The organism is Halorubrum ezzemoulense DSM 17463 (assembly GCF_002114285.1).
GTDB lineage: Archaea > Halobacteriota > Halobacteria > Halobacteriales > Haloferacaceae > Halorubrum > Halorubrum ezzemoulense.
Genome location: NZ_NEDJ01000083.1, coordinates 1 through 13,986, shown reverse-complemented (window position 1 = coordinate 13,986; position 13,986 = coordinate 1). Strand labels below are relative to the sequence as shown.

Genomic DNA, 13,986 nt, shown 5'->3' with positions numbered 1-13,986 from the left:
CCGCTGTGTCGGCTTTTTATCTTCGACCTCCGCGAGAGCGTCGCGGAGGTCGTCAAGAGTGGCGGCGTCAAGCGTAGACATACTTGCTAATCACACTCTAACCTAAAGAATATTTAGCTGACAGTATGAGACATGATGACGGCGGTGTATCCCCTCCCTACTCGCTCCCGCTGGTCGCTCCTTGAGGAAGGGGGCTTACCGCCTGTATTCTGCTAAAATGGAAGGGCAAAGGGTACTACCACTCTTTCGAGTACAACCAATCTGGCTTCGAACTCAAGAAAACGAGTGGTCAAGATCGGTTGTACCTCAACAAGATCGGCGACGTGCCCATTGTTGCCCATCGCAATCTCCCAACCGACGCCGAGGTGAAAGGTGTCGTCGTCAAACGTGAGCCGATCGGCAACTGGTACGCCTCGCTCCAGCTAGAAACACCCAACGACCCACCTGAGAAACCCGACGAGTTGACAAAGACGGTCGGAATCGACGTAGGCATACTCAACTACGCAAGCGACACCGACGGCACGGCTGTCGGGTCGCTCAACGTTTCAGACGAACGCGAACGGCTGGAACGCGCCCAGCGTGATCTCTCCCGGAAGGAACACGGGTCAAACAACTGGGAAGAACAGCGCAAGACCGTCGCCCGGCGTCATGCCGATTTGAAACGGAAACGTCGCGATTTTCTCCACAAGCTGTCGAACTACTACGCGAGTGAGTACGATCTCGTGGCTGTAGAAGACCTCGACGTAAAAAGGTTAGTCGAGCTCCCGGGGAACTCGCGCAATCGTGCGGGGGCGGCATGGAGTACGGTCCTGCGGATGCTGGAGTACAAATGTGAACGCGAAGGCACGTACTTCGTAGCGGTAGAACCGGCAGGGACGACCAAAGAGTGCGCTGCTTGCGGTATCAAGACGGACAAGCCGTTGTGGGTCCGCGAACACTCTTGTCCCTCGTGTGGCTTCACCGCCGATAGGGACTGGAACGCGGCATGGAATATTCTTTCTCGCGGAATCAAGCAGTTAGGAGCGGGACGCTCCGAAACAACGCCTGCGGAGACTGCGCTCCCTACGGGGACCGATTCGGTCCCTGCAAAGCGCGTCGTGGAAACAGGAAGCCCCGACCTCAAGGAACGAGCCGCCCCAGCGGCGAGTGAGTAGGTCGGGGTAGTTCACTCTGCGTCAGACGTGAGTATCAATAGTTTAATCAGACACATAGCACATTCCAACGCAAGCAAGGTTGGAATAATAAAAATTATATGTACGTGTTTAGCCCGAACTGATTTCGCTGCTATCTCATAGAAGGCGCACAACTTAGCCTGTATGAACTGGCAGCAGAGGTTCGCGATGATTCTCAGGGATGGGCTCCGTCGTGGAGCCCATCCCGTTACCTCTGCTGTCTGTACTGGAAGGTGGGATCTGTGAACGGAGATGATCTCACCAAAGAGGAGTTGCTCTCCCGGTTTTTACAACTTGAACAACGAGTCGAAGAGCTTGAACAAGACAACGCACAGCTCCGAGAGAAGTTACAAGAGAAGGACGAGCGGATCGAAGAACTCGAAACACGTCTTCGCAAATACGAGAATCCGCATACTCCACCCAGCAAGCGACGGTCGGGGACCGACGGGTCCCCGACCTCGCAAGATGACGAAGACGACGATGTCCGAACTGACGGTGGCACTCCCGGTCGGAAGGATGGTCACGATCCGGAGTGGCGTTCTATGGCCGATCCTGACGAAGAAACCGAAGTCACCTGTGACTGTTGTCCTGAGTGTGGCGACCGCTTCGACGAGTCGGTGGGCGTCAGCCCCCGACTCGTCGAGGAGATCCCTGATCCCCAGCCCCCAGAAATCACCCGGTACAACCGCCACTACTACCAGTGCGATTCCTGTGGAACAGAGACAGTTGCGGCTCACCCCGACTGCCCCGATGAGGGGCAGTTCGGGGTGAACGTCATCGCTCAATCAGCTCTGTCACGGTACGATCACCGCCTTCCTTACCGGAAGATCGCTGATCGCTTCGAGCAACTACACGGACTCGAACTCTCGGGTGCATCCGCGTGGCACGCGACCGACCGCGCTGCGCGCGCCGGTCGCTGTGAGTACGAGCAGATCCGTCAAGAGATTCAGGATGCTGACGTGGTTCACATCGACGAGACAGGCATCAAGCGCGACGGTGAACAAGCGTGGATTTGGACGTTTCAGACCGTTCAACACACGTTGTACGCGGTCAGGGAGAGTCGCGGAAGTGATGTTCCCGCGGAAGTCCTCGGCGAGGACTTCGCGGGAACAGTCGTCTGTGACGGGTGGACGGCGTACCCAGCTTTCAGCAGCAACCTCCAGCGGTGCTGGGCGCACATTCTTCGAGAGGCTGAGGAGGCCGCCGAAAAGCAGCCAGAAGGTGAACCGATCTACCAGGCTCTCAGACAGCTATTCGTCGCTCTCCAGGCTCGGCTGGAGAGCGACCCAAGTTCTCGTGAGAGAGCAGACCTCCAGCGTGTGGCGCGAAGAGAGCTTGAATCGCTGATTGACCGGTCAGTACCCGACGGACCAGTGGCAACACTGCTGGGGAAGATCGAAGGAGGTCTCGACCACTGGCTCACCTTCGTCGGTGAGCCAGCGGTCTCTCCGACAAACAATGCCGCAGAGAATGCGCTTCGGGAACCAGTAGTTCTGCGGAAAATCATCGGAACGCTGCGTAATGACCGAGGAATGTTCGTTCACGAGACGGTCTTGTCCCTGCTGGCGACGTGGCGCCAGCAGGGACGCAATCCATACGAAGAGCTTCGTCGAGCCGTCAGTAACAATGAACTGATCTCACGGGCTCACGCTGTGCCGGCTGTCGAGACTCCGGGGTAAACACGTACAATTATATTTTACAAGCGCGGCTGCCAACTGTGAAGAACTTACGAGTGATTCTACTGGCGATGGTTGTGGCGACAGCAGTTGTTGGCGCCTCAGGAACCGCCGCTGGCGCACAGTCAGTAGGAGCAGAGTTTGAACACGCAGAGAGTGAAAGTCTGTCTACCAATTACAGCGGTCAGGAACCGATGCAGACAGCAGGAAATAATACCTGTGGGTTTCCGCTCAACGTAACTGATGCGACAGGGACAGAAATCACGCTTGATGAACGGCCGGATCGGATCACAACAACAAATCCGTCAGCAGCCCAGACTCTCTGGGAGATCGGTGCGCAAGACCGGGTTGTTGGTGTAACCGAATTTGCGGGGTACTTGAGCGGGACTGACAGCAAAACAAATGTCTCCGCAGAATTCGGTGTCAGCGTCGAAAAAGTCGTCGCAACCGATCCCGATCTTGTGTTAGCACCGAACGCCTCAGCTGATCAAGTCGCAGATCTTCGTGCACAGAATCTCACGGTCTACCATTTCCCGGCCGCGACCGATATCGATGACATTGCGGCAAAAACAGAGCGCACAGGCCGTCTTGTTGGAAACTGCGAGACAGCAGCGGAGGTAAACACCGAGATGAATCAGACTGTAGAGGATGTAGAAAGCCAGACTGCTGAGCTTGATCGTCTCGATGCACTGTACCCACTTGGGGGAGGCTTCGTCGCGGCTGACAATACCTTCATCAACGAAATCATGAAGATTGCTGGGACAACCAACGTCGCCGCGTCAGAGGCAGATGGGTATCCACAACTCTCGGATGAAGTCATCCTCAAAACAGATCCTGAGATCATACTCGTGACCGATACAGAGGGCGCAATTCTTGATAGAGAACCCTACGCGAGCACAACTGCTGGGGCAGAAGATAACTATGTAGTTATGAATACAAATTATCTAAACCAGCCGGCGCCCCGGAGTGTGATTGAATCGACCAAAACTCTCGCTGCTGCTGTTGAAGATCTTCAAGCCAACAAAACAGAAGAGACAGTCAATAGTAGTGGTACGTGTGGGTTCCCACTTACTGTAACAGACGCAACAGGGACAGAAATCACGATTAATGAACAGCCAGATCGGATCACGACAACAAACCCATCAGCTGCCCAGACCCTCTGGGAGTTAGGTGCGCAAGACAGGGTTGTCGGTGTAACCGAGTTTGCGGGGTATTTGAACGGGACTGCCAGCAAAACAAATGTCTCCGCAGAATTCGGTGTTAGCGTCGAAAAGGTTGTTGCGACTAATCCCGATCTTGTGTTGGCACCGAACGCCTCAGCTGGACAAGTCGCAGATCTTCGTGCACAGAACCTCACTGTTTACCATTTCCCCGCTGCTACCGATGTCGGTGACATTGCGGCAAAAACAGAGCGCACAGGCCGTCTTGTTGGAAACTGTGAGACAGCAGCGGAAGTAAATACTGAGATGAACCAAACGGTGGAAAATGTAGAAAACCAGACCGCTGAGCTTGATCGTCCTGACGCACTGTATCCGCTTGGAGGCGGGTATGTCGCTGCTGACAATACCTTCATCAACGAAATTATGCAGATTGGTGGGACTACTAACGTTGCTGCGTCAGAGGCAGACGGGTATCCACAGCTCTCAGATGAGGTAATCCTCCAAACAAATCCTGAATTGATAGTTGTGACAGACTCTGAGGCGTCGATTCTTGAGCGACAGCCGTATGCTAGCACAAACGCAGGTGAGAACGGTAATTACGTCGTATTAAACAATAATTATCTCAACCAACCTGCGCCTCGCAGCGTTATCGAGTCAACGAAAACGCTCGCAAACGGTGTTGAGGAGCTTCAATCAGAGGATGCCAAAGACGATAGAAGTAGAACAGATGAGTCCAGTGGCTCAAGTAGTGACGATGATGATAGGAATGAAGAAGATGAGCAAGACGAAGTAGTAGATGCGAACAAAACGGCTGTAGACACGAACGAAACAGCTGTGGATACGAACGAAACGGCAGTAGATGAGAATGAAACGGCAGTAGATGAGAATGAAACGGCTGTGGACACGAACGAAACGGCTGTGGATACAAACGAAACAGCTGTGGACACGAACGAAACGGCAGTAGATGAGAATGAAACGGTTGTGAATGGTAATCAAACAGCCACCGATACATCAAGTAAGGAGAGCACTACCTCAGCAGAGCCCAATGACACCTCTAATCAAGAGGGCAATGAAACCGAGACATCGAATGATGTTGTCAATCAAGAGACTGAGCAAGACGGTGGACCATCCAATACAACTGATGATGGGACAGAGTCAGAGGTTCCTGGATTCGGGATCGTCGTAACCGTATTAGTAATTCTTGGCTTCGCATATCTATCACCACAGAGATAGTACCTCAGTTACCCACAAATCGACTGCCCCACCTCAAGGGGCGAGTGAAGTACCTCGGGGTCAAGCCCCGAGGCTTCACCGTCTTGGGGCCGCACCGAGCCCGCAGGCGAATTTAATTCCCCTCGACCTTCCCAGATGGGTCGGCTGGAATTAACACCCGAACACGCCGATGTGTCCGTGAGGGGCGGCCGCTCCACCACGGCCCGACAACTCCCGTCTCACCGCCGTAGCGGGTTTTGAGAGGAGTCGCATTTCCAAACTGCCGAACGACCAGCAAAGGAATTGAGGTCTTCAATTCCATGCTTTGGGGGTGGTTTCTGGCCGTTACAACCCTATTTGTCGCTAAGTGTATTAACTACCATCTTACCGAGGTGAAAGTGAAAGTGAGCGTACGGCCTTCACCCTTGGGTCAAGCCCCGAGGCACTCGGCCTGCTCTATCTGTAGAGGAGGAGAGGGTAGGGTAGGGTAGGGTAGTTCAATGGGATTGCGCACTACGTATTTAAGTAACTCCTCAGCTTTGAACGTTAGCGTCGGAGAAGTCCGTAATCGGCATCATCCGTCTTCACTACCGCCTACGTCATGCTCCTACTTCAACGTTCAAAGCTGAGTAACTCGAAAAGTCGATACCGAGACAGACTATTTCGGCTGAACGACTGTTTGATTACCGTTGTGAACAGCGTCATCGCTTACGGTCACAGATTGTGTTCCAACCTGATACTCTCCGGGGTGTGCGACCCGGATTGTTGCGGTTCCGTTCGAGACAGTAGCGTGGCGTACATACTCGAATGTTGTGCCAGTTGCTGTGACTTCACCGGACGAATTGGGCACAGTCACAGTTGTTGTTGCGGTCACCGTTCCATTTTCGACGCCGACGGAACTGGGCTCTGGCACGGAGATCGTCGCGCCGGGGACGACCGCAAAGGTCCGGATCCCCTCAGTGGAAGTGAGTAGCTGGTAATGGCCGGTTGCGGTGGTGTCGTTGACGCCGGCGCCGAGCCCATCATAGAGGGCTGTGTAAGTAGACTCCGTTGGAGGTGCGTTTTCGCGTTCAGTGACGACGACGTACCCGACACGATCTTGAAAGCGGTTGTACCATTCATCTGGGTGCGCAGCGGTAAGGAACTGATCGTAGTTGCTTCGTGCATAGCCGTAACTGCGGGCTTCACCGTTCACAAAGTAATTGTACATTCGGTTGTCGCCCCACTGGCTCAACACGAAGTTCTGTGGGTACTCACGGTCAGCGTCCTCGGCGTGAGAATCAACCGTAAGCGTAGCGTCAAACTGCGCGCGATCATAGGTAGTCTGTCCGACGAGTGACGGGACGAGGAGAAGGTTGAACAACAACACGAGCGCGACCGTCGCGGCCAGATACCCCCGCAATCGGGTTCCTTCAGGCAGCGCGAGCGACGTGATCGCGGTCCCTCCATCCGGTTTGCTGTTCGCTCCGGCGCGACTCGGTCGACCACGGCTCGATTGACCGCGAGTCGACGAGGAGTCGGTGCCGTTGCCGCGACCGAGGGCGGCTACAGGACGTGCGATGTCTATTGCCGACAGGAGGTAAACAAGACCGATCCCCGCGAAGGGCGCAATCATGATCGCCAACTGCCCGGCAAAGCGGACCTGAATCGTTGCGAGCAGCGTGTAGTACCACGCAAAGCAGACTAAGACGAGCCAGCCGGGCTTGTAACGGCGCGCGACCACCCACGTCGCGACTGCGAGGACGGCGATTGCGAAGTAGAAACCGAGGCCGAGCTGGAGGAGCGGTCCGAACACTACCGCAAAATCCGGGCTGAATAGCGAGACTGTCTCGGAGATACCTTCCCGAAAGAACAGATCGTCGGCGCGCGTCCGGAGTCGTTCGATATCGCCCGGACGCAGGCGCGCATAGGCGACAAGCCCCCCCACGGCGACGACCGCCTCTGCCGCGACAAGGGCAAGCGGCGGAAGCGAGACGCGGCGCCACAACTCCCCTAGCCCGACAACGACAAACGCACCGCCCGCGACGAGGACGGGCGTGACCGCAGCGATCGACTCGTGCCAGCCTAACGCGAGGTGTGCGGCGAGCGCTCCCGCAGCGCCGAGCGCGAGCCCAGCAAGCAGGGGGGCGTTTGCGTAGGTCGGGGAGAGGTCCCGCCGAACGTCGAGCGCAACGCGGAGCCCGACGACAGCCGCGACTGGGACGAACGTGAGCGGCGAGCCGCCGTAGGCGTGAGCGGACGCCGCTACGGCGACAGCGAGCGCGAGTGCAATGGGCCACATCGTTGTGTTCTGTGCGTGGGCCCGCGCGAGGGCCTGCTGGTCTGGTTCGGTTTCGGACTGGGCGTCCCGGCGGGAAAGGTCGACACCGAGCGCGGTCAGTGTGGCAACGAGCAGACCGAGCCACAGGTACTGGTGGGCCTGATGGTCAAGGAAGCCCACGGAGGTGTACACGACGTTGACGGGCGCGAGCCCGTAGAACAGCACGGCGGCGAGCGCGACACGCACATCGCTGGTGAGCAGGCGTGCGGTCCGGTAGACGAAGTATCCCAGACAGACGGACGCCACGACCGGAAGCCACGCAGCGACCACGGGCGCAGCGTCGACGCCACCGAGCAGGACCGTCAGCCACCAGTTGACCGCGTGGGCAAGCGGACGCGTGCCCGCGGCGCCGCCCATGTCCGCGAACAGCCCCAGATCGAAGATTCCGTCCGCGCGAGCGGCCAGCTGCTCCTGCCAGTAGCGGAAAAAGTACGTGTCGTTGCTTGGGGAGACGACGAAGCCCTGCTGGAACACCGCAGGCGCGGCCACGAGGCGCGCGCTGGCGACCACAAGCAGCCCTCCAAGAAGCCCGAGGAAGGTGAGAACGTCGACGTCAGCTACCGAGGAGACTCGCGACATCACGATATCACCGGCGGCTGTCTCACTGCCATCGTCATCGCTTCCCTCGGTAGCTGTGGACGAGTCAGTGGCAGCGTCAGTCGTATCGGCAGCGTCGGCCGGCCCCGACTCAATCGCGGCGCGGATCGCGTTCGGATTTTCGAGCCGGTAGCCAGTATCGACCTCATGGGCGAGGTCGCGGGCGACAAGCTCGCCGAACCGACCGGAGTCGAGGTCGATGTCGGCAAACGTCCACGGCTCGTCGCGGGCGTCGCGCTCAACGAGGGCCGCGAAGGCGTCTTCCGCTTCGGGGTGGTCAGCGAGGAACTCGCGCGCGGCCGCGGTCGTCTCCCCAGGCGAGGGCATTGGCTGTCACCTGTCGGGCGCGCCGATTAGCGGTTTCGGTCGTGGGCGGGCCCACCCTCGGGTTCGGAGGCGTCGCGGGCGAGCGAGACCCCTCGATCCGACCACCGGAGGAAACATAGTGTTTAACTTGACACACTTATCACGGATCAGTAATGGACACCGGATGGCGGTACCGGCTCGCGAGTGTGGGAGGCGTCGCTGCCCTCGTTGGGCTCGCGGTGATGCTCGCCAACAACGCGACTGTTCAGGCGGCCGCGGCGATGGTTCCTGTGCTCGGTCGGCTGCCCCCCGACCCACCTGCGGGCGCGGAGTTCGTCATCGAGGTGGCGCTGACCGTGGTGGTCGTTGCGGGTGCGTTTGTCCCCCTCTACAAGCCGCGCCCGCGGCGGATTCTCGATATCGTCGCGCTCGCACACAAGCGCACGTTCGTGGCCGTGTTCGCGCTAGCGACCATCGGCTACTTCGATTACACGTACAAGGTGCCGCGGCTGACGCTCGTGTTGATCACGCCGCTGCTGTTAGTCATCCTGCCGGTGTGGTTCATTTGGCTACGCCGCCCCGAGGCGCGCAGCGAACGCGCGATCATCGTTGGGGACGACCTCGCGGAGATCTCGCGCGTCGCGCGTGCGGCTGGCGAAACGGATCTTGCGCTGCTCGGCTACCTCTTTCCGGCGCAAGCACGCGCGAGACCCCGCGGACAGTTGGGCAAGGAACACGAATCGGACGCCAGCGTTGAGTCCGTTGCTGACGGAGGTGTGGACGTGGACGCGACCCTCGAACAGCTCGGGGGGCTCTCTCGGCTCGAAGACGTGCTGGTCACGCAGGATGTCGACACGGTAATCTTAGCGTTCGGGGAGACAGATCGGGCCGAATTCTTCGGCGCGCTCGATGCCTGTTATGAACACGGAGTTGCTGCGAAGGCACACCGTAACACCGCAGACGCGGTGTTGCTCGCTGAGGATGACCCGGGGACGCTCGTCGACATCGACGTCGAACCGTGGGACGTTCAGGACCACATCCTGAAGCGCGCGTTCGACGTCGCGTTTGCGGGGGGCGGGCTGCTCGGACTAGCACCGATTATCCTCGCGATCGCAGTTGCGATCAAACTCGACGACGGCGGATCGATCCTGTACCAGCAGGAGCGGACCGCCGTGTTCGGCGAGACGTTCGACGTGTACAAGTTCCGGTCAATGGTCGAGGACGCGGAGTCGGCAACAGGTGTGACAATCAGCGACGAGGACGAGGGCGGCGTCGATCCGCGAGTGACCCGCGTCGGGCGCGTGCTGCGACAGACACATCTCGATGAGATACCGCAGCTGTGGGCAGTGTTGTCAGGGAAGATGAGCGTAGTCGGGCCCCGCCCCGAGCGCCCAGAGATCGACGCCGACATCCAACACGGTGTCGACGACTGGCCGAAGCGGTGGTTCGTGAAGCCGGGGTTAACCGGACTCGCACAGATTAACGACGTGACCGGCAAAGAGCCTGATCGAAAGATCCGATACGATCTTCAGTACATCAAACGTCAGTCGTTCGGCTTCGATACAAAAATTGTCGCGCGACAGGTGTGGAAGGTACTCGCAGATGCAATGCTTCTCGTTACGGGGAGATCAGAGTAGACTGCCGGATTTCCGCCTTGCGTCATGTTCTGCTAGAAGCCTCGGAAGTCGTGGTGGCTTGCGACGACCAGTCACTAGCAGAGAGATCAAAATCCGACAGCACTTGTCGTTGAGCTATAGAAATTAGTTATGAACACGCCAACAAGTCAGTCGATACTCGTGAGCGGTGGTGCCGGCTTTATCCTAAGTCACCTCGTCGAGACGCTGGTTACTGACAACGACGTCACTGTTCTCGATAATCTTCCGAGCGGCCGTCGCGAGTGGGTTGCTGTCCAAGCGGCTCTAAAGGAGATACGGCAATCACGTCGAGTCGACCACGATATCGTAGGTGTTCGTCCATCTGGCCAGCAGCAACGCAGACGCCGGTAGAAAGACGAAGGCGGTCACCAGCGCGAACGTCATCGCAAGCGCGACGGCGATGCCGAAGTTTGCGAGCACGGGGAACTGTGAAATCCCAAGCGCACCGAATCCAAATAGCGTCGTCGCGCCAGAGCCAATGACCGGCCGCGACTTACGCACCATAGCCTCACGCATCGCTACTACGGGGGTCGATCCGCGCTCAAATAGCTCTTCTTTGAACCGCTCATGGACGTGTATCCCATATGTGATCCCCGCACCGAGCGCAATCGAGCCGGTCGCAACGGTGAGGGGATTCCACGGGATACCTAGTAGGTACATCGCTATCGAGATCAGCATCACGGCGCTGATAGCGACGCTAACAACGAGCAACACAGACTCGCGGACTGATCGCAACGCTAATGCGAGAAACACTGTTGCCAACCCGAAGCTCAATACGGTCATCGGATCGCGGCCAGAGGTCACATTCTCAATCACGTTCCGGTTGACGACCGGTTTGCCGGTGACGGCGGTCCGCTCGGTGACAAGGTGTCTATCGGCAGTCGCCTCCGTGTCGTCGATCAAGTGTCTAACTTCCTCGCCTTCAATATCGTCGACAAATAGCTGAATGACGAACCGATCCGGTGTGTCTTCACGACTCCCGACCGGCATGAGGTCGGACGCCGCCTGCCGGTCAACCGTATCGATAAGCCGTGTCCGGCGCTCTGGGATGTCCCCCCCCCCCGGTGGCCATCTCGACAGCAGTGACTGAACTCATCGCAGCGTTTACGTCGTCATGATCCTCAATAGCGGTCTCGAAGGCTGATGCCCGCCTGAACGTCGTCGGCGAGTAGGCATCTTTGCTCTCTACTAGGAGGTAGATTACGTTCGGGCTCTGCGCAGTGCTTTCGAGTTCTTCGAGATCGTCGCGCTGTTCGATATCCGGCCAGTAGTCAAGCATTTCCTGAGTCGTCGGTACATCGTGATACACAGCCGCGCCGCCGCCGATTGCCGCGATCATAAGCAGAATCACGATAAGTGGCGACGCAGCGATCCCACTAGATAATGTACCGATGAAACGCTCGAACGCAGGCTCGTCGTCACTGAGGACCCTGCTCGATTGGTCGCTGGCCGACGGCTCAGGAGAAGGAGAGTTTTTATTTTTGCTATCCGTCAAAGAGTTTCTCTCGGCCGCAGTAGCGGCTGCTGTCGCTTCGGTGGTGTCTGAAGCTGTTGGCCCCGTCTGGTCGTACTCGTCATCGTCAAATTGAACCAACAGCGCGACGAGTAGCGTGAGTGACAGCGCGGTCGCAGCGATTACGCCAAACGCCGCCGTCGCGCCGAGTTGCCGAGTCGGTGGCACTGCCGAAACCAACAGTGCGCCAAGACCGATCGACGTCGTCGCCATCGCTAACAACAGCGTGTTCCCAGTTGTGCGTGCAGCCGAGGCTGCAGCGTCAACGGGTTCTCGCCCTTTCTCACGCTCTTCGATGTACCGCGTATGTAGTTGGAGGCTGAAGTCGATCCCGAGTCCAAGCGCGATTGGGAGGACGCCGAGCATAATCGCGTTGAAGTTGAACCCGACGATTCCCATCATCCCGAGCATGTACACGAGCGCAACGAGTGCCGTCCCGACGGGAAGAAACACTTTCCACGTTCGGTACAGTCGCCCACGCATGACCAGAAACACCACGGAGAAGATGATAGCGAACGCAACTGCGAACAGTTGGATCATCTCAGGGAGCATGAGTCCGAACGCAGCGTTTTCGAACACCGGCGCGCCGGTGACCGTGACATCAACGTGTGGCGGCACGGTCACATGATCGGTTGCATCTGATACCTTATCGGTGAGGTACCCTGCTGCCGTTCCGGGGAGAAACCCAAAGTACTGGTCTTCTGCGTCTGGGACATCAACCTGCCCGTAGGTCGCAACGATCAATGCCGTTTCTCGGTCGGGGTTCACGTTGTTCACGAGCGCCGCCGTGCTCGTGTCGGTTGATTCAACGCGATTAATTGCGGCGCGGACCTCTCGCTCGGTTGCTGGGATCTCCCCGCCATTTCCTCGTTTGACTACGTCAGCGAGGCTCGTAACACTGGAGAACTTATCGGTCGCTGTGTACCGTCTGTCAAGCCGGTCTATCGTTCGAATCGTTTCTGGTTCATAGAGGTGATCGGTCTCGATCATCACGAACACGTTGTTCCCGAGATCGAACGCGTCGTCGGCTTTGACCTCCTGCCAGTTTTGATTCGTCTGTGAGCTGTCGTCAATATATAACTCCATCCCGAGGCTCATTTGGACAGAAAGTCCGGCAATAGCGAGCGAAACGACCACGAGCACAGCTACGACACTAAACACAGTCCGGCGGTTCTCAGCAGAAAACCGTCCGAGTCGCTCTAAGCCGTCACGAAGTGGGGTTGGTCCGTCGTCAGTCATGTTCTCTGTCGTCTGTCGTGTCGCTGGTTGGTCTGCCTCGTAGTGCCCCACGAACTGATGGTGTTGTGCCCAGTCACAGAGTTATGCCGACCACGGGAGTCCATCGCCTTGCCGGCGCACGTAGACGGTTACACCGGCACCGACGAGTCCGACACCAACGAGCGGCAGGATTGAAAATACTCCAAGCCCGTCATTCTCTTCGACCTGGACAGGAATCTGATACGTCTCGGACATCATCGACTTGCCGCGCTCGTCATCGTACCGGAAGTCAATACTCGCAGCGTATCCTTTCGGGTTGGCGTCGCTGGTCGCCGAGAGCTCAAACACTAGCGTCGTCGACTCGCCGGGGTCGAGCGATTCGATGTATCCATCGTCGTCATCGCTGTCGAGCGGGTCACTCGTGCCGAGACTCGCCTCGATGTTGGTGAGCGTCTGGTTCCGGTTGTTGGTGACTTCGATCTTGATGAGTCGCGAAGAATCAACACCAATAGTGGCGTTGGAAGCTGCCACTCGGAAGTCGTCACGGCGTGGGGCAATTGCGGTCACAAGCGAGACGTCATTGTCGTACCGCTGCTCATCAGCATCCGTTCGGTACTGTACCCGCATGTCAAGAGACTTTTCGACGGCTTCAGCATCACGGGTCGCGGCAATCGGAAGCCGAACGGTAGCAGACTCACCCTGTTCAAGCGTCCCCGCAGACACCGATCCTACAAGGAGCCGCAGCGTCGGGTACTCACGAGCGAAATCGAGGGCGACATCGTTTGCGGTGCGGGGCCCCTCGTTGGTTACCCGGACTTGGATGGTGGTCTCTTCATCGACTCGCACGGTCCCATCAACAATATCTAGGGTAAACTACCCTACCCTACTCCCTCGGCGCTCCGCGCCTCGGTCCTTGAGGGTAGGGCTTTGATGTGGACTCCCGGCAATCAGTCGCCAGCAATAGGCTGGTGACTCTCACCGTTCAACGTCCCACCAGTCACACGCACGTCTACTGGTGCGTCTCCGCTCCCCGACTTGGGCGAGGAACGGAGTTTGTGTTGTCGCTTCCGAGCGTACCGCACGCCAATATTCTTTGCAGCGTTATAATCCGCGTTCAGTTCATACCCACACTTCTGGCACTCGAAGTGTTCGCCCTG

8 protein-coding genes and 1 pseudogene are annotated in these 13,986 nt (G+C 57.8%); 4 read left to right on the top strand and 5 right to left on the bottom strand.

The window, feature by feature from the left end; all coding sequences use genetic code 11:
- Window positions 1-212 precede the first annotated feature (212 nt).
- The 3 genes and pseudogenes from B9H04_RS15775 to B9H04_RS15765 form a co-directional block, all read left to right on the top strand.
- Window positions 213-1,154: pseudogene (locus tag B9H04_RS15775) on the top strand (RNA-guided endonuclease InsQ/TnpB family protein); the annotation flags it as partial.
- Window positions 1,155-1,414: 260 nt separating this feature from the next.
- A complete protein-coding gene (tnpC, locus tag B9H04_RS15770; RefSeq protein WP_085682853.1) occupies window positions 1,415-2,851 on the top strand; it encodes an IS66 family transposase in 1,437 nt (478 codons plus the stop codon).
- Window positions 2,852-2,919: 68 nt separating this feature from the next.
- A complete protein-coding gene (locus B9H04_RS15765; protein WP_085682854.1) occupies window positions 2,920-5,241 on the top strand; it encodes a PGF-CTERM-anchored ABC transporter substrate-binding protein in 2,322 nt (773 codons plus the stop codon).
- Between the two features lie 637 nt (window positions 5,242-5,878).
- On the opposite strand, the gene B9H04_RS15760 is transcribed toward B9H04_RS15765, so the two are convergent.
- A complete protein-coding gene (locus tag B9H04_RS15760) occupies window positions 5,879-8,464 on the bottom strand; it encodes a hypothetical protein (protein ID WP_085682852.1) in 2,586 nt (861 codons plus the stop codon).
- A 152-nt stretch (window positions 8,465-8,616) separates the two neighbouring features.
- Between B9H04_RS15760 and B9H04_RS15755 the strand changes: the two genes are divergently transcribed.
- The gene (locus tag B9H04_RS15755) at window positions 8,617-10,080 is read left to right on the top strand and encodes a sugar transferase (RefSeq protein ID WP_049933426.1); all 1,464 of its coding nucleotides are present in this window, start codon (window positions 8,617-8,619) and stop codon (window positions 10,078-10,080) included.
- Between the two features lie 300 nt (window positions 10,081-10,380).
- Here B9H04_RS15755 and B9H04_RS15745 read toward each other — a convergent pair whose 3' ends face one another.
- The 4 genes from B9H04_RS15745 to B9H04_RS15730 all read right to left on the bottom strand — a co-directional run.
- Window positions 10,381-11,088 (bottom strand): MMPL family transporter, encoded by a 708-nt coding sequence (locus B9H04_RS15745; RefSeq protein ID WP_049933427.1) that lies wholly within the window; start codon window positions 11,086-11,088, stop codon window positions 10,381-10,383.
- Between the two features lie 22 nt (window positions 11,089-11,110).
- Entirely contained in the window at window positions 11,111-12,850 is a 1,740-nt protein-coding gene (locus B9H04_RS15740; RefSeq protein WP_139835128.1) for an MMPL family transporter, read from the bottom strand.
- 81 nt (window positions 12,851-12,931) lie between these two features.
- On the bottom strand, window positions 12,932-13,675 hold the full coding sequence (locus B9H04_RS15735; RefSeq protein WP_049933431.1) for a COG1361 S-layer family protein: 744 nt from the start codon (window positions 13,673-13,675) through the stop codon (window positions 12,932-12,934).
- A gap of 101 nt (window positions 13,676-13,776) precedes the next feature.
- On the bottom strand, window positions 13,777-13,986 hold a 210-nt coding region (locus B9H04_RS15730), incomplete at its 5' end, for a zinc ribbon domain-containing protein (RefSeq protein WP_139835126.1).

Excerpts from the sequence above, each read along its gene's own strand:
- B9H04_RS15765 (WP_085682854.1), top strand. The coding sequence starts at position 2,920 with ATGGTTGTGGCGACAGCAGTTGTTGGCGCCTCAGGAACCGCCGCTGGC.
- B9H04_RS15760 (WP_085682852.1), bottom strand. The coding sequence starts at position 8,464 with ATGCCCTCGCCTGGGGAGACGACCGCGGCCGCGCGCGAGTTCCTCGCT.
- B9H04_RS15755 (WP_049933426.1), top strand. The coding sequence starts at position 8,617 with ATGGACACCGGATGGCGGTACCGGCTCGCGAGTGTGGGAGGCGTCGCT.
- B9H04_RS15745 (WP_049933427.1), bottom strand. The coding sequence starts at position 11,088 with ATGCCGGTCGGGAGTCGTGAAGACACACCGGATCGGTTCGTCATTCAG.
- B9H04_RS15740 (WP_139835128.1), bottom strand. The coding sequence starts at position 12,850 with ATGACTGACGACGGACCAACCCCACTTCGTGACGGCTTAGAGCGACTC.